Raw genomic sequence first — 22419 nt, 5'->3', positions numbered from 1 at the left:
CGGAGGCCTGTCGGCAGGGTTGCGCCGGCCGCGGATCCCCAAGCTTGTCCACAGGCGTCGATCCCCGGCGAAACGCCTTGGTAAGCCCCGCCGCCCCACGGTCCCGGCTCAGCCCGACAAGCCGAGTCCGGATGCGATGATGACCAGCCAGCAGCTCGCCGACGAACTGAAGCGGATCGCCACCACCCAGGTCAGCGACATCACGCGGGCGGTGAAGGAAGGCCAGAAGTCGATCGCCCTCAACGAGGTGCGGGACATGGCGCGGCGCCTCGGCCTGCTCGCGGACGCCTTCGATCCGAAATCCGCGGCCGAGAGATCCGAGGCCGACGGCGCGAGCGTCGCCGAAGCGGTCGACGACGCCCAGGCCGCCTGACACCCGTTGCCGGCGGCGCCCCGCCGGTCCCCTCCCAGGAGCGCTCCATGGTCCGCGCGCACTTCACCATCCGCCTCGGCAACGCCTCGCTCCCGGCCTCGGCGGCCCAGTGGGTCGAGGATGTCGAGGCCGCCCGGTCGACCGCGCGCACGATCGTGCAGGGGCTGATGCGTCAGCACGGCGGCGACCCGCGCCTCATGGAGGCCGCGATGGTGATCACCGGCGACGACGGTGCCGTGCTGCTCGAGATGTCCTTCTTCGACACGCTGTACCTGCCGGTCGAGCCGGTGCCCGACGCCGACCGGCGCCGGCCGCGCGCGCCCCGCGGGGCCGCGCCGCGGGGACTGACGGCCGCCCTCGGCCCGGTCCGGCGCCTCGCCGGCGCGCTGGGCATGCGCGCGCACCCGCAGCCGCGACCGCTGCCCGGGCGCTGAGACGCTTCAGCCGTAGAGATCGCTGACCACGAAGCCCCGCGGCGCGAGGCGCTCGGCCAGCACGCGCCGGTGGCAGCCGGCCGGATCGCGCTCGAAGCAGAGCAGGCAGATCGGCGACGCCTCGGCGAGCGCGGCGAGTTCGTCTAGCGCCGCGATCCCGGCAGCGGTGTCCAGCACTTCCTCGCAGTAGATCCGGCGCATCAGCGCCGCGTCCCCGGCCCGCGCCGCCTGCCGGCCGGATTTCGGGGTGCCGAGGCTGCGCAGATGCGCGTAGCCGAGCCCGGCCTCGCGCAGGGAGGTGCCGAGCGCGCCCTTCGAGAAGCCGCGCTTGCGCGAGTTCGCCACCGCCCGGACATCCGCCAGCACCGCGACCCCGGCCGAGCGCAGGACGCCGACGAGGCGCTCCGAGTCGAGGCCTTCGTAGCCTATGGTAAAGAGTTGCTTACTCACGGTGCCCCGTCCGGACTCGCGTTGCGGGACCGCGACTTAGCCGTATGCGGCCCTGTGAACCAGCCGGGGATCGACGCCGTATGTCGCGGGGATGCAACGCGTCCCGGAATTCCGCCGCAATGATCGCAAAGCTCCGTTAACCGCGCCAGGGCCATCGAATACGCCTGTCTGTGGCGCATCTTCGGTGGCGGGCTAAACACTGATGTCGCGGATCTACACGCCTTCGCGGTCACCGATCGAAGATCTCGCTCGGGGCCTGATCAGTCGCCTCAAGCCGGCCCGGCGTCTCGCCGGGCGCTTCGCCGCCGCCGCGATCCTGGCCGGCCTCGCCGCCTGCGCGTCGAACAACGACTTCTATCCGACGAAGGGCGACGCCAAGCCCCATCCGGGCGTGGCCAAGGCCAAGCTTCACCCGATCCAGGGCATCGATATCTCGAAGTGGCAGGGCAACGTCGACTGGGCCTCGGTCCGCGCCGCCGGAACCCAGTTCGCCTTCATCAAGGCCACCGAGGGCGGCGACCACGTCGACGAGCGCTTCCGGACCAACTGGGACGGCGCGGCCCGGGCCGGCGTGCCGCGCGGGGCCTACCACTTCGTGTTCTGGTGCCGCTCCGCCCGGGAGCAGATGGACTGGTTCAAGAAGAACGTCCCCAACGACCCCACCGCCCTGCCGCCGGTCCTCGACGTCGAGTGGAACGGCCACTCGCAGACCTGCCCGAAGAAGCTGCCCAAGGCCCAGGCCCTGGCGATGGTCACCGAGATGCTGGAGGAGATGGAGCGCTACACCGGCAAGCGCCCGATCATCTACACCGACATCACGTTCCACAAGGACGTCCTGGAGGGCGAGCTCCCCGATTACCCGCACTGGCTGCGCTCCACCGCGGCCGAGCCGGAGCAGCGCTTCGTCAACCGCAAGTGGATGCTGTGGCAGTTCACGTCCACGGGCCGGGTTCCGGGCGTGCGCGGCGATGTCGACCGCAACGCCTTCTACGGCACCCCGTCCGAATGGGCCTCGTTCCTGACGACCGACTGCGACCCGCGCGAGCACAAGCGGCTCTCCGAGCAGGGGCTCTGCACGGACAAGTAGATGAAAGGCGTCGGCGAAACCTAGGTTAGTTCAAGGACGTAGAGCGCAGGGTATGGCTGACGGGCCCGCGCACCGGCGGGCGAGCCCGAGAGGATCCTGACGGGAGACTCTCCTCCCGCACCTCTCCGTCCCCCATGCCGATCGACTCTGCCGCCTCCACCGGCAACCTGCTCCTCGACGCGCTGCCGGGTTCGGATCGCGCCCTGATCGCCCCCCACCTGGAGCCGGTGACCTTCGCCAAGGGAGATACGGCGCTGGCGGCGGGCGCCGCGGCGAGCCACGTCATCTTCCCCCGCGACCAGACCGTCGTGGCGCTGATCGTCGCCACGCGGGACGGCCGGACGGCCGAGATCGCGAGCGTCGGGCACGAGGGCGCGATCGGCGGGATCATCGGCGAGGGGCGGCTGCCGCCCGCGGTCAGCGGGCTGGCGCAGATCGGCGGCGCGGCTTTGCGCCTCGACGCGGCGCGGCTCCGGCAGGCCGAGCTCGAGTCATCGACGCTCCGCGACCTGTTCGCGCGCTACGCCGACTGCTTCCTGGCTCAGCTGTTCCAGATCGCGGCCTGCAACGCCCTGCACCCGATCGAGCAGCGCTGCCTGCGCTGGCTGCTGTCGCTGCAGGACCGGACGGGCGGCGACACCCTCCCGATCACGCACGAGGTCCTGGCCTCCATGCTGGGGGTCCAGCGGACCTACCTCACGCGGATCCTGCGGGTGCTGCAGGAGCAGGGCCTCATCCGGGTCGGCCGCGGGCGCATCACGATCCTCGACCGCCGGGCGGTCTCGAACGCGGCCTGCGAGTGCCACGCCCGCGTGCGGATGCAGTGCGAGGCGGTGCTCGGCGCGGTTTTCCGGGCCGAGGAGCCCCGCCGGACCGAGCCGGTCGAGACGCTGTCGCGCGCCGGGTGAGGGACCGGCCCGCGATCCGTCGACCACGTCAGGCAACGACCGGCACGCAGACCGTCGCCGCGAGGCCAGGCACCTGCGCCACCACCACGTCGATCCCGTAGATCAGGCGCAGCAGCTCCGGCGTGACCGTCGCGGCGGCGGGCCCGTCGGCGACGAGGCGGCCCGCGTGCAGGGCGATGAGGCGGTCGGCGCAGAGCAGGGCGTGCCCGGGATCGTGCGTCGAGAACAGCACGGCGATGCCGGCCTGGGCGAGGCGGCGGACCTGCCCGAGGACGCGGGCCTGATTGCCGAAATCGAGGCTCGCGGTCGGCTCGTCCATGACGAGGAGCCGCGGCTCGCCGCTGAGCGCCCGCGCGATCAGCGCGAGCTGGCGCTCGCCGCCGCTGATCTCGGTGTAGACCTGATCGGCGAGATGCCCGATCCCGAGCGCGGCCAGCGCCCGCTCGGCGGCGGCGACGTCCGACGGCCCGGGGGCAGCGAACGGGCCGAGCCGGCTCGCCCGGCCCATCACGACGACCTCGCGCACCGTGAACGGGAAGTACGCCGCGTGCGCCTGCGGCACGGCGGCGATGGTGCGGGCGACGGCTTTCCGCGACAGGCGCGACAGGTCGGCCCCGTCGAGGATCACCCGCCCGGCGCGGGCGGGCAGCAGGCCGAGCAGCGTCTGGAACAGCGTGGTCTTGCCGCCGCCGTTCGGCCCGACGAGGCACAGCACCTCGCCGGCGGCGAGGTCGAACGACACGTCGTGGCCGACGATCCGGCTGCCGTAGCCGAAGGCGAGGTCCCGGACCCGGAGCAGCATCAGCTGAAGCCCCGGCGCCCGGACGCCAGCAGCCAGAGGAAGAACGGCGCCCCGACCAGGGCCGTCAGGATGCCGAGGGGCACCTCGACGGTGCCGAGATTGCGGGCGATCAGGTCGACCAGCACGAGGTAGCCCGCCCCGAGAACGAGCGAGGCGGGCAGCAGGCGGCGGTAATCCGGTCCGACCAGCAGCCGTGCGACGTGCGGCACGATCAGCCCGATCCAGCCGATGACCCCGGTCATCGCCACGGCCGCCGCCGTGATCAGGGTCGCGCCGGCGATCAGGACGGGGCGCAGCACCCGCGTCTCCACGCCGAGGGCCCGCGCCTCCGCGTCGCCGAGGCTCATCAGGTTCATGCGCCAGCGCAGCAGCACCAGCGGCACGAGGCCGAGAAGCAGCATCGGCAGGGTGGCGGCGACGTCGCCGAGGGTGACCGAGGACAGGCTGCCGAGGAGCCAGAAGGTGATCGCCGGCAGCTGATTGTAGGGATCGGCCAGCACCTTGAGGAGCGAGATGCCCGCCCCGAGCACCGCGCCGACCGCGACCCCGGCGAGGACCAGCGTCAGGACCGGGTCGTGCCGCCGCACGGCGAGGCCGACGCCGTAGACCGCCGCGACGGCTCCGAGCCCGCCCAGGAAGGCCAGGGCCTGGATCGGCGCCACCGGCAGGCCGAGATAGATCCCGAGCACTGCGCCGAGGCCGGCGCCGGCCGAGACGCCGAGGATGTCGGGCGAGACCAGCGGGTTGCGGAACAGGCCCTGGTAGGTGGCCCCCGCGGCCGACAGGGCCGCGCCGACGACCAGCGCGGCGATCACCCGGGGCAGGCGCACCTGCATCACGACCGTCTCCGCCGTCGCCGGAACCCGGAGGGGCAGCCCGAGCAGGCGGTGGCCGAGGATCGCGGCGAGGTCGGCGGGCGCGACCGGGTACTTGCCGACCGCCAGCGCCACGGCGGTCAGCGTCAGCAGGGCGAGCCCGGCCAGCAGCGCCGCGGGCAGGCGGAGGCGGGCGCGCGCCCGGATCGTCTCGGCGGCGGCTGGGACGCGACTCACCGCGCCGGGCCCGGGGACGCGCCCGGTGGCGTCGGGGCGAGGAGGGCGTCGGCCTGACCGGCATCGAGGTCGACATGGTAGAAGCGGCCGTAGAAGGCGCGCACCACCTCGGGCATCGGCTGCGGGAACAGGTCCGGATGAAGCCGGGCCGCCAGCCAGCGCAGGCCGATCAGCCGGTTGACCCCCGGCGGGGCGTCGAACCACGGGAAAGGCTGGAGCGGCGCCACGTAGACCCGCCCGGTCTGCACGGCCCGGACGTCCCGCCACAGCGGGTCGGCGCGCAGCCCGGCCGCGAAGGCCGGGTCGAGGGTGACGATCACGTCGGGGTTCCAGGCGAGAACCTGCTCGGGCGAGACGTTGCCGAGGCGGCCGCCCCCGTCCTGCGCGACGTTGCGGCCGCCGGCGGCCTCGACCAGCTCGGTGTTGATCGAGCCGGCGAACCCCGTCTCCAGCCCGCGCGGCCCGCGCGCGTAGTAGACCCGCGGCCGCTTGTCCTCCGGGACCGTCGCGACGGCGCGGTCCACCGTGTCGGCGAGGCTCTGGGCCTCCGCCGCCAGGGCGTCCGCGTCGGACTGACGGCCCAGGGCCGCGCCCAGCTGCCGATACGCCTCCGGTGTCTTCGCGAAGCTGCCGTCGAGCAGGATGTAGGGGATCCCGGTCTGGGCCTGGACCCGGTCGGCGAGCGACGCGTAGGTCGGCCCGAGGCTGCCCGAATCCACGATCAGGTCTGGCTTGGCGGCCAGCACCGCCTCGACGTTCGCCGTGCCGCCGCGCCCGGTCAGGCGGCCGTAGGCAGGGAGGGCCCGGGTCCGGGGCGCGAGGAAGGGCAGCGCCTCGGGATGCGGGGCGCTCACCCAGCCGGCCATGAGGTCGGGCGCCAGCGTGTAGAGGAGCACCGCGGCCGGCGGTCCCGCGGCGAGCACCCGCCCGACCCGTTCGGGGAGTTCGACCGTGCGGCCGGCCGCGTCCGTGAACGGGCGCGCCGCCGCCCCGCCGGACGCCGCCAGCAGCAGGATCAGCGCCGCGGTGAGGGCGCGGCGGCGCGCGGGTCGCGGCGCCATCAGGCGGATTTCCGCTCCAAGATCTCGATCAGCGCCCCGTCGGGGCCCTCCACGAAGGCGATCCGCAGGCCGGGGCCGCGCTCCGTGATGCCGGTCCGCACGTGCACGCCCCGGGCGGTGAGATCGGCCATCGCGGCCTCGATGTCGGCGACGCGCAGCCCGAAATGCTCGATCCCGAGGCAGGGCGTGGCGGTCGCCGGCGCGATCTCGTCCGGGGCCTGCTCGATGAAGACGGCGAGGCCGCCGAGGTCGAGCACGACGCGCTGCACCGGGTCCGCGCCGACGCGCTTCACCTCCCGGGCCCCGAAGGTCTCGACGTAGAAGGAGGCGGCCGCGACGGCGTCGCGGCTGCGCAGGTGGAGGTGGTCGCAGGCGTAGTGCATCGGCTCTCCGGTTTCAGGTGATCCAGACGGGCGCGGCCCCCGGCCCGGAGGCGCCGTTCTGCGCCATGTCCGACGATAGGGCCGGCGCGGAGCCGCGGCGAGATCGGCCGCTTGACGTTCGGCCCGAACCCGCAGACTTTCGCCGCCAGAACCGTTGCAGGGATGCAACATCCATCCCACATCCCGGTTGCGAACCCACATCGCACAGCCAACCGCACAGCCAAGAGATCCATGCGCAATCCCTACGACGTGCTGGGCGTGGCCAAGGGGGCGAGCGAGGCCGAGATCAAGAAGGCCTATCGCAAGCTCGCCAAGGACTTCCACCCCGATCGCAACAAGAACGACGCCAAGGCCAAGGACCGGTTCGCCGAGGCGAATTCGGCCTACGAGATCCTGGGCGATTCCGAGAAGCGCAAGCAGTTCGACCGCGGCGAGATCGACGCCGAGGGCAAGCCGCGCGCGACCGGCTTCGAGGGGTTCGGCGGCTTCGGCGGCGGGCGCGGGGGCAATTTCGATTTCGAGAACATGGCGCGCGCGCAGCGCGGCGGCGGCGGCGGGATGGGCGAGGACATCTTCTCGCACATCTTCGGGGAGGCGTTCCGCGCCGGCGGGGCCGGTCCGGGCGGCCAGCGTCAAGCGGCCAGGGGCGAGGACGTCGCCGCGGAACTGCTGGTGACGCTGGAGCAGGTCGCCAGCGAGGAGAAGCTGCGCCTCGCCCTGCCCACGGGCCGTGAGGTCGACGTCGTGATTCCCCGCGGCGTGGTCGACGGCCAGACCATCCGACTGCGCGGCCTCGGCCAGAGCGGCGGCCTCCGGGCCGAGCCGGGCGACGCCCTCCTCACCATCCGGATCCGGCCGCACCCGCGCTTCACCGTCGAGGGGGCCGACCTGCGCACCAGCGTCGACGTTCCGCTGGAGGATGCCGTGCTCGGCGGCACGATCCGCGTGCCGACGCTTACCGGCGCCGTCGAGATGAAGATCCCGGCGATGACGAGTTCCGGCCGCACCTTCCGCCTGCGCGGCAAGGGGCTTCCGAAGAAGGACGGCACCCGCGGCGACCTGTTCGCCACGACGGCGATCGTCCTGCCGGAGGGTGAGGACGCGGCACTGACCGAATTCGCCCGCGGCCGCCGGGCGGCCAACGCGGCCTGACGCGCCGGCGTAGCCACCGGGGCGCGCATGAAGGTGCTCGGCGGCGTCCCGGACTTCCGTCGCCGGGCCGCCTCCGCTAAGGAGGCCCCCCGGCCCCGAGAGGGGTCGCGCGGCTTCGGGATCGATCATGGCGGAACACGGGCAGGGCCTTCTGGCGGGCAAGCGGGGCATCGTCCTCGGGGTCGCCAACAACCGCTCGATCGCCTGGGGCATCGCCCGCAGCGCCCGCGCCCACGGGGCCGAACTGGCGTTCACCTACCAGGGCGACGCCCTGCGCAAGCGTGTCGAGCCCCTGGCCAAGGAACTCGACGCCCACGTGATCGGGCACTGCGACGTCACCGAGGCGGCCACGATCGACGCGGTCTTCGCGGAGGCCGCCAGGGTCTTCCCGGACGGCATCGACTTCGTCGTCCACTGCGTCGCCTTCTCCGACAAGGACGAGCTGACGGGCCGCTACATCGAGACCTCCGAGGACAATTTCACCAAGTCGCTCCTGGTCTCCTGCTACTCGTTCACTGCCGTGGCCCAGCGCGCCGAGAAGATCATGCGCCCGGGCGGCTCGCTGGTGACGCTGACCTATTACGGCGCCGAGAAGTGGATGCCCCACTACAACGTGATGGGCGTCGCCAAGGCGGCCCTGGAGGCGTCGGTGCGCTACCTCGCGGCCGATCTCGGCCCGAAGAACATCCGGGTCAACGCCATCTCGGCCGGCCCGATCAAGACCCTCGCGGCCTCCGGGATCGGCGATTTCCGCTACATCCTGAAGTGGAATGAGTACAACGCGCCCCTGCGCCGGACCGTGACGATCGGGGAGGTCGGGGAGACCGCGTCCTACCTCGTCTCCGACATGGCGGCCGGCATGACCGGCGAGATCCTCCACGTGGATGCCGGCTACCACGTCGTCGGCATGAAGAATCCCGAGGCGCCGGATCTCACCCTCGACAAGGACTGAGACGGGTCGGTCGTCGCGGCGGCCCGGACCTGAGGCGTGAGCGGCCCGGCGTGGCTCACGCGTCCTCCGCCTCGTCGAACTCTCCCGAGAGCGTGAGCCCGTCGATCCAGGTCTCGCCGTCGCGCTTGATGACGGTGCGCGGCCGGACCTTCCCGTGCTCCGCGATGCCGGCCGCCAGCCGCTCCGAGTGCGTGACGAGCCAGACCTGCGTGCGCTCCGCGGCCCGCGCGATCAGCCGCGCCAGCGGATCCATGAGATCGGGATGCAGGCTGGTTTCGGGCTCGTTCAGCGCGATGAACGGCGGCAGCCGGTAGCCGAGCAGCGCGCCGGCCAGGGCGAGGTAGCGCAGGGTGCCGTCCGACAGTTCCGGCGGATCGAAGGTCCGGCCCGGGAAGTCGGGGAAGCGCAGGCCGAAGCGCGCGTGACGGCCCGGCTCCGGCAGCACGAGCGCCGCGCCCGGGAAGGCGCCGTCGACGGCCTCGTCGATCTCGGTCGTGTCCTCCCGGATATGCGCCAGGGTGGCGAAGACGGCGGCGAGGTCCGCGCCGTCGGACGCGAGGGTCGGCGTCGTCACCGCGAGGCAGGGCCGGCGCAGAGGTGACTCGGCATCGGTCCGGAAATCGTGGTGGAAGCGCCACCCCGCCAGGGCGAGGCGGACCACGGCGATCTCGGGATGGCCGGTGGCGTCGAGGAGGCTGCCGAGGGCGGTCTCGGTCGGCAGCAGGTCACCGCCGAGGGTGCGCTTGCGGCCCTCCGCGTCCCGGACGAAGCCGCTCCGCCCGTCGCGATCGAGGATCACGGCCGCGCGGCCGCGGGTGCGGACCGTCAGGCGCTCGGCTTTGACCTGCGGCTCCTTCCGGAAGGCGGCGCCGAAGGTCGTCCCGCCGACCTGCTGCACCAGCCCGATCTCGACGGCGTAGACGAATTCCTGCCCGATCGTGTCGTGGCGCAGGGTGGCCGACAGGCGGATCCGTGCGGCCTCGCCCTGCCGCCGGCGGCCGGCCCAGAGGGCCGAGTCCATGCCGCCCTCGGCGGCGAGGTCGCGGGTGAGGGTGCCCCGGGCGGCGGCCTGCAGCAGCTCCAAAGACCGGTAGAGGTTGGTCTTGCCGGTGCCGTTGCCGCCGACGAAGACCGACAGCGCGTCGACCGGGAAGCCGATCCGCCGCAGCGAGCGGTAGCCCGAGACCGCGACCTCTCGAACCACCAGCATCCCGGATTCTCCCGCGTCAGTCGGGGACCGTCAGATCCGCGATGCCTTTGGCGGCCTCGGGGAATCGCGGGTCCATGGCCTCCAGCGTATCCGCCACGGTCCGGGCAATCACGTAGTTGCGGAACCACTTGTGGTTGGCCGGCACCACCAGCCAGGGCGCCTCGGGCGTCGAGCAGCGGCCGAGGGCGTCCGCGAAGGCCTGCTGGTAGGCGTCCCAGGATTTCCGCTCGACCAAGTCGGCCGGGTCGAACTTCCAGTGCTTCTCGGTGTCGGCGATCCGGGCCTCCAGGCGTCGCTTCTGCTCCGCCTTGGAGATGTGCAGGAAGAACTTCACGACCGTCGTGCCCGACTCGGTGAGCAGGCGCTCGAAATCGTTGATCCGGCCGTAGCGGCTCTGCCAGACCGCGTCCGGCACGAGGCCTTTCACCCGCACGACGAGCACGTCCTCGTAGTGGCTGCGGTTGAACACACCGATCATGCCGCGCCCCGGCACCCGGGCGTGGTAGCGCCACAGGAAGTCGTGATCGAGCTCCTCGCTCGAGGGCACCTTGAACGAGGCCACCGCGCAGCCCTGGGGGTTCACCCCCTTGAGCACCGACCGGATCGTGCCGTCCTTGCCGCCCGTGTCGATCGCCTGGAACACCAGCAGGAGGCTCCGGGCGCGCTCCGCGTAGAGGCGCTCCTGGATGGCGACGATGCGCGCCCGCTCCTGGGCGAGGGCGTCCTTGGCCCAGTCCTTCTCGAGGCCGCCGACGTCGTCGGGATCGACCGTGCCGAGATCGAAGGGCGCCCCCGGTTCGACCGCCACGATGCCGGGCGCCGGGCGGATCGGTACCGGCCCGTGCCGGCCGAGCGCCGCCGGGACGGATTCGGCCACGCTGTCGACGCTGCCGGCCCAGCGGGCCGTCGACGGGCGGTGATCCACGGTGGCGCCATGCAGATCGGCCTCACCTGTCATGCCGTCACCGCGTTTGTGGCCGCGATGATGCTTGCCGTGCTTCTTGGACATGGGGCAGGACCTAGTTCCGGATATTGCCGACCGCCGGCGAGAACGGCCGGTAGTCCAGGCTGTTCCGGACGCCTGTGCAGGACGGGGTTGAGACGGTTGGGTACGATCTACTTCATCCGGCACGGCCAGACCGCCTGGAACGCCGAGGGGCGCCTCCAGGGCGGGCGCGACACCGACCTCAATGCCCAGGGGGAGGCACAGGCCGCGGCCGTGGCGGAGCGCCTCGCCGCCGCGGCGGGGCCGGCCCTGGCAGAGGCCGATTTCGTCGCGAGCCCGCTCAAGCGCACCCGGCGCACCATGGAGATCCTGCGGGGCGCACTCGGCCTGCCGCCCGAGGCGTACCGCGTCGACCCGCGCCTGCGGGAGATCGGTTTCGGCAGCTGGGAAGGCTCCACCTGGGCGGAGATCCGCCGCCGCGACCCGGCCGGGGCCGCCGGCCGCGACCGGGACCGCTGGCACTACCGCCCGCCCGGCCTCGGCGCGGAGAGCTATGCCGGCCTCGTCGAGCGCGTCGGGCCGATGATCGCGGGGCTGGAGCGGGACACAGTCATCGTCGCCCATGGCGGCGTCGCGCGGGCCGCGCTGGTCGCCCTCGGCCATCTCGACGTCTACGCGGCGCCCCGCCTGGGCATCCGCCAGGGCGAGGTCCTGATCCTCGAGCCCGGTGGCTGGCGCTGGGCTTGATCCCGTGCGCCGGCGCAGTGCAAAGCCGCCTCGATAACGGCATGATCGGCAGGCTATAGGGCGGCGGCCAGGACAGGCGCCGGCCCGAGCGGGCGGCCAGCGGAGCAGCGGATGAGCGACGTCGCCGAGAAGACCCGGCCCGGACCGACGGCCGGGGAGCCCGCGCCTCTCGGAGCCGCGGCGGCGATCCTGCGCGGCGACCACCGGCCCGACCTCATCCGCGACGAGGTCCTGGCCGAGATCTTCCTGCACGCGGCCGAGACCCGGCCCGATCATCCCTGCCTGGTCGACGGCGCCGGCGTCGGCGCCGGGGGCGTCCACCCGCACCTGACCTACGCGGAGGTCGCCGCCCGGGCCGGCCGGATCGCCGCCGGCCTCGCCCATCGCGGCATCGGGCCGGGTGACATCGTCGGCCTCTGGATGGCCCGTGGCCCGGACCTCCTCGTGGCGCAGATCGGCATCACGATGGCGGGCGCAGCCTGGCTGCCCTTCGACGCCGAGGCGCCGGCGGACCGGGTGGGCGTGTGCCTCGCCGACGCGGGCGCGAAGGCGCTGCTGGTCTCCCCGGCGCTCGCCGGGGCGGCGCCCGACGCCGCCCCGGCCCTGACGCCCGCCGATCTCGACTCCGGGACGCCCGCCGGCGCGCCGCTGCCCGATCCGCGCGCGGCCGGGCTGACACCCGAGCACCCCGCCTACCTCATCTACACCTCGGGCTCGACCGGCGTGCCCAAGGGCATCGTCATCAGCCACGCCAACATCTGCCACTTCCTGCGGTCCGGGAACGCCCTCTACGGGATGCGCGCCGACGACGTGGTCTTCCAGGGCGCCTCGGTGGCCTTCGATCTCTCGATGGAGGAGATCTGGGTGCCGTATCTCGTGGGCGCGACCCTGTTCGTGGCGAGCCCCGCCATGATGGGCGACCTAGAATCGCTCCCCGGCATCCTGGAGGCCGAAGGGATCACGGTGCTCGACACCGTCCCGACGCTCCTGGCGATGATCTCCGGCGACCTGCCGCGGGTGCGCCTCGTCCTGCTCGGCGGCGAGGCGCTGCCCGAGCCGCTGATCGCCCGCTGGGCGACCGGCGGCCGCCAACTGTTCAACACCTACGGCCCGACGGAGGCCACCGTGGTGGCTACCGCGGCCGAGATGCGGCCCGGCGAGCCGGTGACCATCGGCGGCCCGATCCCGAACTACTCCGTCTACGTCGCCGGCGAGGATCTGACCCTGCTCGGCCGAGACCAGCAGGGCGAGCTGCTGATCGGCGGTCCCGGCGTGGCGCGGGGCTACCTCGCCCGTCCCGAGCTGACGGCGGAGAAGTTCATCGCCAACCCGTTCGCGTCGGACGGGACCGACCCGGTGCTCTACCGCTCGGGCGACGCGGTCTCCCTCGACGCCGCCGGCCGGATCGTGTTCCACGGCCGGATCGACGACCAGGTGAAGATCCGCGGCTTCCGCGTGGAACTCGGCGAGATCGAGTCCCGGATCCGGGCGGCGCCCGACGTCAACCAGGCCGCCGTCGTGCTGCGGAACGACGACGGCGTCGACCGCCTCGTCGCCTTCCTGATCCCGGAGCGCGGCCGGTCCATCGACGCCGCCGCCCTCCGCCGGACCCTCGCCGGGCAGATGCCGCCCTACATGGTGCCCGGCCATTTCGAGGTGGCCGAGACTTTGCCCCGGCTCACGTCCGGCAAGGTCGACCGCAAGGCGCTCAAGGTCGCCCCGCTCACGGTGGTCGCCGCCGACGGCGAGCAGGAGCCGCCCGCCAACGAGACCGAGGCGGCCCTGGTCGCCGCGGCCAAGCAGATCTTCGGCAACCAGCCGATCGCCCTCGAGGGCGACTTCTTCGCCGATCTCGGCGGCCACTCGCTGCTCGCCGCGCGCTTCGTCTCGGCGGTGCGCGAGAACCCGCCGCTGGCCGGGATCACGCTGCCGGACGTCTACGCCCTGCGCACCGTGCGGGCGATGGCCGACGCGCTCATCGCCCGGACGGGCGGCATGGGCGCCGGGGCCGCGACCCGCGACCTGAGCTTCGCGCCGCCGCCGCTGCTGCGCCGGGCGCTGTGCGGCCTCGGGCAGCTCGTCGCGCTGCCCTTCGTGATCGCGCTGGCCACCGCGCAGTGGCTCGGCATGTTCGTGACCTACCTGCTGCTCACCGGCGGAGGCCTGAGCTTCTTCGCCGAACTCGGCGTGCTGCTCCTCGTCTACGTGGCGATCAACGGCGTGACCGCGGTCGCGGCGGTCGCCGGCAAGTGGCTGATCCTCGGCCGGACCAAGCCGGGCCGGTACCCGCTCTGGGGCACCTACTATTATCGCTGGTGGCTCGCGCAGCGGCTGGCGCCCCTCGTCCACGTGAAGTGGCTCCAGGGCTCGCCCGCGATCGCCGTCTACCTCCGGCTGATGGGTGCGAAGGTCGGACGCGACACGCTCATCTCCGACATCGAGATCGGCGCGGCCGACCTCCTGACCATCGGGGACGGCGCGTCCCTGGGCGGCCGCCTCGTCATCGCCAACGCGGAGATCGTCGGCAACGAGCTGGTCATCGGCAGGGTCGAGATCGGCGCGGACGCGGCGGTCGGCACCTCCTGCGTGATCAGCCACGACGCGGTGATCGGGCCGCAGGCGGAGATCGCCGACCTCACCACGATCCCCACGGGCTCGCGGGTGGGCGCGGCCGAGCGGTGGGACGGTTCGCCCGGCCGCAAGGTCGGGATGGCCGACCCCGCGGAGCTGCCCCCCCCCGCCGAGGCCTCCTTCGCGCGCCGCGCGGCGTTCATGGCGGCCTACGTGGTGCTGCTCGGCGCGATCCCCGCGGTGGGTCTGCTGCCGATCTTCCCGGCCTTCTTCATCTTCGACCAGATCTCGGACTCGCTCTCCGACATCACCGACATCGACTACCACTGGTACCTGCCGATCCTCACCTGGCCGACCGCCATGCTGATGACCGCCGGCACGGTGCTGCTGATCGCCGGCATCCGCTGGGTGGTGCTGCCGCGGACCCGCTCCGGCACCTACTCGGTCCACTCGCTGTTCTACCTGCGGAAATGGTCGCTGGCGCTCGCCGTCGAGGTCACCCTGGAGACGCTCTCGTCGCTGTTCGCGACCGTCTACATGCGGGCCTGGTACCGGCTGATGGGCGCCAATATGGGCCACGGCGCCGAGATCTCGACCAACCTCGCGGGCCGCTACGACCTCGCCGAGGTCGGCGCGAAGAACTTCATCGCCGACGAAGTGGTGTACGGCGAGGAGGAGATCCGGCGCGGCTGGATGCACCTGGAGCCGGTGCGCACCGGCGCCCGGGTCTTCGTCGGCAACGACGCCGTTGTGCCGCCCGGCGCCGTCATCCCCGACGACGTTCTCATCGGCATCAAGTCGAAGCCGCCCGAGAACGCCGCGATGAGCCCCGGCGAGACGTGGTTCGGCTCGCCGCCGATCCGGCTGCCGGCCCGCCAGAAGGTCGATCTCGGCTCGACCGCCCAGACCTACGAGCCCGGCGCGTGGCCGAAGATCCGGCGCGGCGTCTTCGAGGCCTTCGCGACCTCGTTCTCGCCGATGCTCTACATCACCCTCGCGATCACGGCGATCGACTGGTACTTCTACCCGGCCATCCTGGAGCAGGACTGGTGGGGTCTGGCTTACAGCTTCGTCGGTGCGAGCGTCGCCATCGCGCTGATCCAGTCCTCGGCGGTCATCGCGATGAAGTGGCTGCTGATGGGCGTCTACAAGCCCGGCATGCAGCCGATGTGGTCGTGGTGGGCGATGCGCACCGAGGCGATCGCGGTGGCCTACTGGGGGCTCGCCGGCAAGGTGCTGCTCGAGCACCTCCAGGGCACGCCCTTCCTGCCCTGGGTGCTCCGGCTGTTCGGCGTGAAGGTCGGCAAGGGCGTCTGCATGCTCACCACCGACATCACCGAATTCGACTGCGTCACCATCGGCGACTACGCCACGATCAACCGCGTCTCGGCACTGCAGACGCACCTCTACGAGGACCGGATCATGAAGATCGGCCGCGTCGTCGTCGGGCGCGGCGTCTCGGTGGGTGCGTTCTCGACCGTGCTCTACGACACCAAGGTGGGCGATTTCGCCCGGCTGCGCCCGCTCACCATCGTCATGAAGGGCGAGTCGATCCCCGCCAACACCGAGTGGGAGGGCGCGCCCGCGGTCCCGGTGATCCACCGCGCCTGACGGGCGGGCCGCACCGCGCGTTCCGGCCCCGGCGTCCCGGGACCGTGCGGGGGCGGGCCCCCGCCGAGGTCAGAGTCGGCGACCCTGCGGCACTCAGCACGAGAGACCCGGCAGGCTCCGGGGCGAATATGCCGGTGTACTAGCACCCTCGTCCCGGTTGGTCGTTCTAATCTAGCTTACAGTGGCTTCCGGCAAGATAGAGCGATATACTCTGCCGGCTCGTATCGTTGCTCGGCCGTAGTGCGACGCGGGGGCGGGGGCGGCTAACGTCCGGGTCGAGGATAGACAGGCGTCCGTGCAGCTCGATCCCGCCACCCTGCTGGTCGTCAGCGCGGCGACGACCTTCCTGGTCGGCACGCTCTTCATGGCCTCGTGGCGGCAGGCGCCCGAATCCCGGGTGCTCGCCTACTGGGGCGCGGCGCATCTCGTGGGCGCGGCCGGATCGGCCGGCCTCGCGCTGCGCAACCAGATCCCCGACCTGATCTCGGTGGGCTTGGCCAATGCCGTGGTGCTCGCCGCCTACGGCCTCATCTGGAGCGGCGTCCGCTCCTTCGAGCATCGGGAGCCGCGGGTGGGCATCGCCATGGCCGGCGCCCTCGGCTGGTGCGTCCTGTGCCTGATCCCGACCTTCTACGCGTCGATCGAGGCCCGCATCATCTACGCCTCGGGGACCGCGGCGCTCTATTGCTGCGCCGCGGCCGCGGAGATCTGGCGCGGTCGCGCCGAGCGGCTCGCCTCCCGGATCGCCGCCGCCACCATCCTGGGACTGCACGGCAGCTTCTACATCGTGCGGATCCCCGCGACGCTGGTGGCGCCCCCGCAGCCGGGTCTCAGCCCGCTCGCGTCGCACTGGGTGGCGATCCTGTGCTTCGTCACCCTGATGTTCTCGATTGCCTCGGCCTTCACCTTCATGGCGCTGGTCAAGGAGCGGGCGGAGCGGGAGCAGCGCATCGCCGCCTCCACCGACGCGCTGACGGGCGTGCGCAACCGCCGGGCCTTCGCCGGGGCCGCCGCGGACGCGATGGCGCGGCACGGCGACGCCGCCCTGCTGCTGTTCGACCTCGACCGGTTCAAGGCCGTCAACGACCGCTTCGGCCACGGAGTGGGCGACGCGGTCCTCGTCGGCTTCTGCACCATGGCGTCGACCCTGCTGCCGCGGGAGGCCCTGCTGGGCCGCCTCGGCGGTGAGGAGTTCGCGTGCCTCCTGCCGGACGTCTCGCCCGCCGAAGCCCTGGCCCGGGCCGAGGAGCTGCGCCAGACCTTCGCGCAACTCGCGGTTCCCGAGCTTCCGGCCCTGCGCGTCAGCGTCAGTATCGGGATCGCGCAGGCGCGCCCCGGCATCGCGTTCGACCTGCTGATGCAGCGGGCCGACGCCGCGCTCTACGCCGCCAAGAATGGCGGACGGGACCGGATCTCCGTGGCCGATCCGGTCGCCACCCGCGCGGCCTGAGGCCCTGCCGGGCCGGCTCACGCGAGGGCGCGCGCCGCCTCCGAGACCTTGCGCACCGAGGCGTCGACGACGCTCGCCGAGGAGGCGATCTCCGCCATGGCGGTGTGGATCGCCGCGACGCCCTGCGCCGCCGACTGCATGTTCTCGGTCATGTCGCGGGTCACCGCGGCCTGCTCGGTCACGGCCGACGAGACGCTGAGCGAGATCGCGCTGAGTTGCTCGATCGTGGCGCCGATCCCGTCGATCGCCGAGACGGCCCGGGAGGTCTCGGCCTGCACGGCGGCGATCTGGGTTCCGATCTCGCCGGTGGCCTTGGCGGTCTGCTCGGCGAGCGCCTTCACCTCGGCGGCGACGACCGCGAAGCCCTTGCCGGCCGCTCCGGCCCGGGCCGCCTCGATCGTGGCGTTCAGCGCCAGCAGGTTCGTCTGGTCGGCGATGGACCGGATCAGGCTCACCGCCGCCCCGATCCGGTCCGCGGCGCCGGTCAGCCCCACGACGATCGCCCCCGCCTCCTCGGCGCGGGAAACGACCAGATCGACGGAGGATTTCGCCTGCATCGCGTGACGGCTGAGTTCCTCGATCGAGGCGGCGAACTCCTCCGAACCCGCAGCGACCGCATCGACGTTGCGGCTTGTCCGGCTCGAGGCCTCCGCGGTCTCGTCCGCCTGCCGGACTACCCGGCTCATCGAATCGCGGATCGCCGCGATGTCGGCGTCGATCGCGCGCTGCCCCTCGGCCCGGCGCTGGCGGTCTTCGACCTGCCGGGTCACGTCGGTAGCGAACTTCACCACCGCGCAGGGCTTGCCGTCGGCGTCGAGGATCGGGTTGTAGGCGCCGAAGATCCAGACGGTGCGGCCGTCCTTCCCGATCCGCCGGAACTCGCCCGCCTGGTACTGGCCGTTGCCGAGCGCGGCCCAGAACGCCGTGTAGTCCGGGCTGGCCGCCTCCGCCGGCGCCATGAACATGCGGTGATGCCGCCCGCGGATCTCCTCCAGCGTGTAGCCCATCGTGGACAGGAAATTGCTGTTCGCGTCCGTGATCGTCCCGTCGAGGGCGAAGCAGATCACCGCCTGCGAACGGTTGAGCGCTTCGACCTGACCGGCGTGGAGCGCGTTGCGGGCGCGTTCCGCGGTGATGTCGGTGGCGAGCTTGACGACCTTGGTGGGCTTGCCGCGGCGGTCGAGGATCGGGTTGTAGGAGCCCTGGATCCACACGGTTTGGCCGGCTTTCGTCACCCGCGGAAAGGCACGCGCCTCGTGCCGACCGGCGCGCAGCCGGTCCCAGAAGGCGCTGTAGTTCGGACCGGACCTGTCGGCCTCAGGCACGAACATTCTGTGATGCTGGCCCCGGACTTCGTCGAGCGTGTAGCCGACGAGGTCGAGGAATACGGCGTTCGCGTCGGTGACGGTGCCGTCGAGGTCGAATTCTACCCGCGCCATCGTCCGGTCGATCGCCGCGAGGAGGGCGTCGTCGCGTGAACCAAACATCGCCATCGGAGCCCGTGCCCGCCTAATCTGTAAAGTTCGGACGATCATGAGGAGACGCGCTTAAAAAACCGTCAATGGCGTGCTCTCGTCATGAAACAGGCTCAATGAGAGCGCGAGAAAGTTGTAGGAGCGCAGTCAATCGTCGCAAGATGCATTTATTCAGACGGCAAAGACACGCGAGATATAAATCAATTTCGCGCAATTATCGGTCTTCGAGTCTATACATCGACTGATGGACGTTCTCGACTGGTCATGGCTGGAGGCGGTCCGTCGGGTTGTTCGGCGCGCGGCCTGCGTTAGGAGGAGCGTTGAGCGCCGGCGGTCCGAGACGATCGGGTCGGGGACAGCTCGCGACACGGCACTGCCTGGAGACCCGACATGGACGAGGCGACACGGATCGATCGCCTGGAGATGCGCCTGACCGAGCAGGATGCGACAATCGAGGATCTGAACCGGACCGTGACCGAGCAGTGGCGGGTGATCGACCGGCTCGTCCGGCAGCTCGACGCGCTGCGGGAGCAGGTGGAGGAGGCGGCCGCCCGCGCGGCGCCGCGCGGGCCGGAACCGCCGCCGCCGCATTACTGAGGGGAGGGGCCGGCGCGCCGCGGCGCGCCGGCCGGTGCGTCAGAAATTCGCCTGCGTGACGAACTTGGTGACCAGGTAGGCGTCGAGGGCCTCCGGGCCGCCCTCGCTACCGTAGCCCGAATCCTTGACGCCGCCGAACGGCGTTTCGGGCAGGGCGAGGCCGTGGTGGTTGATCGAGATCATGCCGCTCTCGACCGCGTTCGACACCCGCGCCGCGCGCTCGGCGGAGCGGGTGTAGGCGTAGGCCGCGAGCCCGTAGGGCAGGCGGTTGGCCTCGGTGAGCGCCTCCTCGTCGTCGGAGAACCGGTTGATCATCGCCAGAGGGCCGAAGGGCTCCTCGTTCATGATCCGCGCGGTCAGCGGCACCTCGGTGAAGACCGTCGGCTCGAAGAAGTTGCCCTGGTTGCCGATGCGCTTGCCGCCGGCGCGCAGCGTCGCGCCGCTCGACTCGGCGTCCGCCGCCAGCGCCGTTACGGCGTCGAGGCGCCGCCCGTGGACCAGCGGTCCCATCTTGGTCTCGGGATCGAGCCCGTCGCCGACCTTCACCGACTTGGCGAAGGTCGTGAAGCCCTCGACGAAGCGGTCGAAGACCGAATCGTGCACGAGGAAGCGGGTCGGCGAGACGCAGACCTGGCCGGCATTGCGGAACTTCGAGGGGGCCAGGACGGCCACCGCCTTCTCCACGTCGGCGTCGCCGAACACGATCGCGGGGGCGTGGCCGCCGAGTTCCATCGTGGCGCGCTTCATGTGCTCGCCCGCGAGCGCCGCGAGCTTCTTGCCGACCACAGTCGAGCCGGTGAACGAGATCTTCCGGATGACCGGGTGCGGGATCAGGTAGGCCGAGATGGCTTCGGGATCGCCGTAGACCAGCGAGAGCGCGTCGCCCGGGACGCCCGCATCCAGGAAGGCGCGGACCAGGGCGGCGCAGCTCGCCGGCGTGTCCTCAGGACCCTTCAGGATCACCGTGCAGCCGGTGCAGAGCGCCGCCGATATCTTGCGGACCGCCTGGTTGATCGGGAAGTTCCAGGGCGTGAAGCAGGCCACCGGCCCGACGGCCTCGCGGACCACCGCCTGCAGCACGCCGTCGGCGCGGCCCGGGATGACGCGGCCGTAGGCGCGCTTACCCTCCTCGGCGAACCAGTCGATGATGTCGGCCGCCGCCATTGTCTCGACCCGCGACTCGGCCAGTGGCTTGCCCTGCTCCAGGGTCATGATCCGGGCGATCTCGTCGACCCGGGCGCGCAGCAGGTCGGCCGCCTTGCGCATCACCTTGGCGCGCTCGAAGGGGGCGACTTTGCGCCAGGCCGGGAAGGCGCGGGCGGCCGCAGCCAGGGCCTCGTCGAGATCCGCCGTGGTGGCGACCGCGCACTGGCCGATCGTCTCGCCCGTCGCGGGGTTCAGGACCCCCAGGGTGTCCCGGTCGCCACCCGCGCGCCAGCGCCCGGCGATGTGAAGCTCGGTATCCGGATACATCGGTCGATTCCCGCTCGGCCGCACCATCGGCCGCAGGCGGAATGTGGCGATGTGGCGCGCCCCGGCAATCCCCGCGGCGGCATGGCTGGGGCCGTCTGTATTCAGGCGGCGGCGCGGGCCGGCTCCGGCGCCTCGACGATGGTCGCGGTCCCGTGGCGGGCACGCAGGGTCGCGCCCTTCGGGACCACCCGCCAGCCCTCGCGGCAGCCGTCGATGGGCTCCGAGACGACGACGATGCCGCCCGGCCCCTCGCGGTAGTACAGGCTCGGCGGCCGGCCGTCGCAGGCCCAGCGATAGGCGGTCAGCGTCTCGCCGTCCGTGAGCAGCGCGGTGAAGCGCAGCGGCTCGCAGACATTCGCCGCCTCCATCAGCTCGCGGACGGTCTTCAGCGTCCGCGCCATCGCGCCGACGGGGTCCGCCTCGAGGCCGTTGGCGAGCGCCAGGAGGAAGATCGCCTCCGAGTCGGTGCTGCCGCGGCGATGGTCGTAGTAGGAATCCGGGATCAGCGCCTCCAGGCGACGCTTGATCCGGTGGTAACCGCCGATCTGGCCGTTGTGCATGAAGAGGTGGCGGCCGAGCACGAAGGGGTGGCAGTTGGCCCGGGCAGTGGCCGTCCCGGTCGAGGCGCGCACGTGCGCGAAGAACGTCCGCGCCCGCACCTGCCCGCAGAGGTTCACGAGGTTCTCGTCCGACCACGCCGGGGAGATGTCGCGGTAGACACCCGGCTCGGGCCGCTCGGCGTACCAGCCGATGCCGAAACCGTCGCCGTTGGTTTCGGTCTTCCCCTCGTCGGCGTGCAGCGACTGGTGCACCAGCGAGTGGGTCGGCGCGCAGACGAGGTCGGAGAGGAAGACCGGCTCACCGCTGTAGGCGAGGAAGCGGCACATGTCGGACGATGATCCTTCAGCTCTGGGCCGCGTTCGATCCGGCGAAACGCCCCGCGCGGGTGGAGACGTTCCGCCGCAGGACGTTAACAGTCGGTCCACTCCGGTGAACAGTTTCTTAACCGCCCGGAAACTGCGCCATTTTCGTGCGTTCCGCATGAAAATGGTGCCGCCTGTCCGCAGGGCAGGCATTCGCCTCCGGAGCGACGCGACTCTTGTGAGCCGCCTCATGAAGGATCAGCATGGCCGAATCGGGGAATCAGAAGCTCGCCGTACAGGCGGCCACCCGACGCGGGGCAAGGCACCGGCAGCAGGAGACTTTGATGGATCGCGCAACGCCCGATAGTTCCGCCCCCGTGGCGCTCGTCGTGGAGGACGATGCGGCTGTGCGCGATCTCGCGACGGCGGTGCTCGAGGAGACCGATCTCGGCGTGATCGCCTGCGAGAGCGCCGAGGCGGCCCTCTCGGTGCTGGAGCGGTCCGACGTGACCGTGGCGCTGCTCTTCGCGGACGTGCGCCTGCCGGGCGCCATGGACGGCGTGTCGCTGGCGCAGGCGGTCAAGCGGCGGTGGCCGGACGTGCGCGTGGTCGTCACCTCGGGCGCGAGCCGGGATGCGCGGCTCCCCGATCAGGCGGTCTACATGCAGAAGCCCTGGCGGGCCCTCGACGTGCTGGTCCAGGCCGAGCACGCCACCATGGCCGCCAAGGCGGCCTGAGCTGGCGGCCTGAGCTGGCGGCCTGAGCTGGCGGCCTGAGCTGGCGGCCTGAGCTGGCGGCCTGAGCTGGCGGCCTGAGCTGGCG

21 protein-coding genes are annotated in these 22419 nt (G+C 71.9%); 11 read left to right on the top strand and 10 right to left on the bottom strand.

Annotated elements, in window-relative coordinates:
* The first annotated feature begins 139 nt into the window (after positions 1-139).
* Together BM314_RS07190 and BM314_RS07185 are read left to right on the top strand one after the other, a co-directional pair.
* On the top strand, positions 140-373 hold the full coding sequence (locus tag BM314_RS07190) for a hypothetical protein (protein WP_042669484.1): 234 nt from the start codon (positions 140-142) through the stop codon (positions 371-373).
* A gap of 47 nt (positions 374-420) precedes the next feature.
* Entirely contained in the window at positions 421-807 is a 387-nt protein-coding gene (locus tag BM314_RS07185) for a DUF6894 family protein (protein WP_091977665.1), read from the top strand.
* 6 nt (positions 808-813) lie between these two features.
* Here the strand turns inward: BM314_RS07185 and BM314_RS07180 are convergent, their stop codons facing one another.
* On the bottom strand, positions 814-1257 hold the full coding sequence (locus tag BM314_RS07180) for a DUF488 domain-containing protein (protein ID WP_020092959.1): 444 nt from the start codon (positions 1255-1257) through the stop codon (positions 814-816).
* Positions 1258-1459: 202 nt separating this feature from the next.
* Between BM314_RS07180 and BM314_RS07175 the strand changes: the two genes are divergently transcribed.
* Together BM314_RS07175 and BM314_RS07170 are read left to right on the top strand one after the other, a co-directional pair.
* Positions 1460-2344, top strand: coding sequence for a glycoside hydrolase family 25 protein (locus BM314_RS07175; RefSeq protein ID WP_020092958.1), 885 nt, complete (start codon positions 1460-1462; stop codon positions 2342-2344).
* A gap of 134 nt (positions 2345-2478) precedes the next feature.
* Positions 2479-3252 (top strand): Crp/Fnr family transcriptional regulator, encoded by a 774-nt coding sequence (locus tag BM314_RS07170; RefSeq protein WP_020092957.1) that lies wholly within the window; start codon positions 2479-2481, stop codon positions 3250-3252.
* Between the two features lie 28 nt (positions 3253-3280).
* Here the strand turns inward: BM314_RS07170 and BM314_RS07165 are convergent, their stop codons facing one another.
* Genes BM314_RS07165 through BM314_RS07150 form a run of 4 tightly spaced genes read right to left on the bottom strand, consistent with a single transcriptional unit; the run spans position 3281 to position 6550 of the window.
* Positions 3281-4054, bottom strand: coding sequence for an ABC transporter ATP-binding protein (locus tag BM314_RS07165; RefSeq protein ID WP_091977663.1), 774 nt, complete (start codon positions 4052-4054; stop codon positions 3281-3283).
* On the bottom strand, positions 4054-5106 hold the full coding sequence (locus BM314_RS07160; RefSeq protein WP_091977661.1) for a FecCD family ABC transporter permease: 1053 nt from the start codon (positions 5104-5106) through the stop codon (positions 4054-4056). The genes BM314_RS07165 and BM314_RS07160 overlap by 1 nt, the downstream gene beginning before the upstream one ends.
* On the bottom strand, positions 5103-6167 hold the full coding sequence (locus tag BM314_RS07155) for an iron ABC transporter substrate-binding protein (protein ID WP_091977660.1): 1065 nt from the start codon (positions 6165-6167) through the stop codon (positions 5103-5105). The genes BM314_RS07160 and BM314_RS07155 overlap by 4 nt, the downstream gene beginning before the upstream one ends.
* On the bottom strand, positions 6167-6550 hold the full coding sequence (locus BM314_RS07150) for a VOC family protein (RefSeq protein ID WP_091977658.1): 384 nt from the start codon (positions 6548-6550) through the stop codon (positions 6167-6169). The genes BM314_RS07155 and BM314_RS07150 overlap by 1 nt, the downstream gene beginning before the upstream one ends.
* Positions 6551-6781: 231 nt before the next feature.
* Between BM314_RS07150 and BM314_RS07145 the strand changes: the two genes are divergently transcribed.
* Positions 6782-7702 (top strand): DnaJ C-terminal domain-containing protein, encoded by a 921-nt coding sequence (locus BM314_RS07145; protein ID WP_056531888.1) that lies wholly within the window; start codon positions 6782-6784, stop codon positions 7700-7702.
* Between the two features lie 127 nt (positions 7703-7829).
* Positions 7830-8654, top strand: coding sequence for an enoyl-ACP reductase FabI (gene fabI, locus BM314_RS07140; protein ID WP_020092951.1), 825 nt, complete (start codon positions 7830-7832; stop codon positions 8652-8654).
* Between the two features lie 55 nt (positions 8655-8709).
* Here fabI and BM314_RS07135 read toward each other — a convergent pair whose 3' ends face one another.
* Both BM314_RS07135 and BM314_RS07130 read right to left on the bottom strand, forming a co-directional pair.
* Positions 8710-9864: an AAA family ATPase gene (locus BM314_RS07135; RefSeq protein WP_091977656.1), complete on the bottom strand. Its 1155-nt coding sequence runs from the start codon at positions 9862-9864 to the stop codon at positions 8710-8712.
* A gap of 16 nt (positions 9865-9880) precedes the next feature.
* Positions 9881-10873: a polyphosphate kinase 2 family protein gene (locus tag BM314_RS07130; protein WP_091977654.1), complete on the bottom strand. Its 993-nt coding sequence runs from the start codon at positions 10871-10873 to the stop codon at positions 9881-9883.
* 96 nt (positions 10874-10969) lie between these two features.
* Here BM314_RS07130 and BM314_RS07125 point away from each other — a divergent pair, with 96 nt between their 5' ends.
* From BM314_RS07125 to BM314_RS07115, 3 genes are all read left to right on the top strand, one after another.
* A complete protein-coding gene (locus BM314_RS07125; protein ID WP_020092948.1) occupies positions 10970-11557 on the top strand; it encodes a histidine phosphatase family protein in 588 nt (195 codons plus the stop codon).
* A 111-nt stretch (positions 11558-11668) separates the two neighbouring features.
* The gene (locus tag BM314_RS07120) at positions 11669-15739 is read left to right on the top strand and encodes a Pls/PosA family non-ribosomal peptide synthetase (protein ID WP_091977652.1); all 4071 of its coding nucleotides are present in this window, start codon (positions 11669-11671) and stop codon (positions 15737-15739) included.
* A 295-nt stretch (positions 15740-16034) separates the two neighbouring features.
* On the top strand, positions 16035-17189 hold the full coding sequence (locus tag BM314_RS07115) for a GGDEF domain-containing protein (RefSeq protein ID WP_091977650.1): 1155 nt from the start codon (positions 16035-16037) through the stop codon (positions 17187-17189).
* 17 nt (positions 17190-17206) lie between these two features.
* On the opposite strand, the gene BM314_RS07110 is transcribed toward BM314_RS07115, so the two are convergent.
* Positions 17207-18682: a methyl-accepting chemotaxis protein gene (locus BM314_RS07110; protein ID WP_091977649.1), complete on the bottom strand. Its 1476-nt coding sequence runs from the start codon at positions 18680-18682 to the stop codon at positions 17207-17209.
* A 372-nt stretch (positions 18683-19054) separates the two neighbouring features.
* On the opposite strand from BM314_RS07110, the gene BM314_RS07105 reads away from it, so the two are divergent.
* Positions 19055-19261: a SlyX family protein gene (locus BM314_RS07105; protein ID WP_020092944.1), complete on the top strand. Its 207-nt coding sequence runs from the start codon at positions 19055-19057 to the stop codon at positions 19259-19261.
* A gap of 39 nt (positions 19262-19300) precedes the next feature.
* Here BM314_RS07105 and BM314_RS07100 read toward each other — a convergent pair whose 3' ends face one another.
* Positions 19301-20734 carry an NAD-dependent succinate-semialdehyde dehydrogenase gene (locus BM314_RS07100; RefSeq protein WP_091977647.1) on the bottom strand — a complete coding sequence of 478 codons (1434 nt, stop codon included), beginning with the start codon at positions 20732-20734 and terminating at the stop codon, positions 19301-19303.
* 101 nt (positions 20735-20835) lie between these two features.
* A complete protein-coding gene (locus tag BM314_RS07095; protein WP_091977645.1) occupies positions 20836-21621 on the bottom strand; it encodes a class II glutamine amidotransferase in 786 nt (261 codons plus the stop codon).
* 320 nt (positions 21622-21941) lie between these two features.
* Here BM314_RS07095 and BM314_RS07090 point away from each other — a divergent pair, with 320 nt between their 5' ends.
* Complete coding sequence (locus BM314_RS07090; RefSeq protein ID WP_026604893.1) at positions 21942-22334, top strand: response regulator; 393 nt, start codon at positions 21942-21944, stop codon at positions 22332-22334.
* Positions 22335-22419: the final 85 nt, after the last annotated feature.

This window comes from Methylobacterium sp. 13MFTsu3.1M2, assembly GCF_900112625.1.
GTDB lineage: Bacteria > Pseudomonadota > Alphaproteobacteria > Rhizobiales > Beijerinckiaceae > Methylobacterium.
The sequence above is the reverse complement of the archived record's forward strand: the minus strand, read 5'-3'. Positions and strand labels throughout refer to the sequence as shown.

Coding starts and splice junctions, on each gene's coding strand:
- BM314_RS07095 (WP_091977645.1), bottom strand. CDS start 21,621: ATGTGCCGCTTCCTCGCCTACAGCGGTGAGCCGGTCTTCCTCTCCGAC.
- BM314_RS07155 (WP_091977660.1), bottom strand. CDS start 6,167: ATGGCGCCGCGACCCGCGCGCCGCCGCGCCCTCACCGCGGCGCTGATC.
- BM314_RS07170 (WP_020092957.1), top strand. CDS start 2,479: ATGCCGATCGACTCTGCCGCCTCCACCGGCAACCTGCTCCTCGACGCG.
- BM314_RS07090 (WP_026604893.1), top strand. CDS start 21,942: ATGGATCGCGCAACGCCCGATAGTTCCGCCCCCGTGGCGCTCGTCGTG.
- BM314_RS07100 (WP_091977647.1), bottom strand. CDS start 20,734: ATGTATCCGGATACCGAGCTTCACATCGCCGGGCGCTGGCGCGCGGGT.
- BM314_RS07135 (WP_091977656.1), bottom strand. CDS start 9,864: ATGCTGGTGGTTCGAGAGGTCGCGGTCTCGGGCTACCGCTCGCTGCGG.
- fabI (WP_020092951.1), top strand. CDS start 7,830: ATGGCGGAACACGGGCAGGGCCTTCTGGCGGGCAAGCGGGGCATCGTC.
- BM314_RS07105 (WP_020092944.1), top strand. CDS start 19,055: ATGGACGAGGCGACACGGATCGATCGCCTGGAGATGCGCCTGACCGAG.
- BM314_RS07110 (WP_091977649.1), bottom strand. CDS start 18,682: ATGGCGATGTTTGGTTCACGCGACGACGCCCTCCTCGCGGCGATCGAC.
- BM314_RS07165 (WP_091977663.1), bottom strand. CDS start 4,054: ATGCTGCTCCGGGTCCGGGACCTCGCCTTCGGCTACGGCAGCCGGATC.
- BM314_RS07120 (WP_091977652.1), top strand. CDS start 11,669: ATGAGCGACGTCGCCGAGAAGACCCGGCCCGGACCGACGGCCGGGGAG.
- BM314_RS07185 (WP_091977665.1), top strand. CDS start 421: ATGGTCCGCGCGCACTTCACCATCCGCCTCGGCAACGCCTCGCTCCCG.
- BM314_RS07175 (WP_020092958.1), top strand. CDS start 1,460: ATGTCGCGGATCTACACGCCTTCGCGGTCACCGATCGAAGATCTCGCT.
- BM314_RS07145 (WP_056531888.1), top strand. CDS start 6,782: ATGCGCAATCCCTACGACGTGCTGGGCGTGGCCAAGGGGGCGAGCGAG.
- BM314_RS07190 (WP_042669484.1), top strand. CDS start 140: ATGACCAGCCAGCAGCTCGCCGACGAACTGAAGCGGATCGCCACCACC.
- BM314_RS07130 (WP_091977654.1), bottom strand. CDS start 10,873: ATGTCCAAGAAGCACGGCAAGCATCATCGCGGCCACAAACGCGGTGAC.
- BM314_RS07150 (WP_091977658.1), bottom strand. CDS start 6,550: ATGCACTACGCCTGCGACCACCTCCACCTGCGCAGCCGCGACGCCGTC.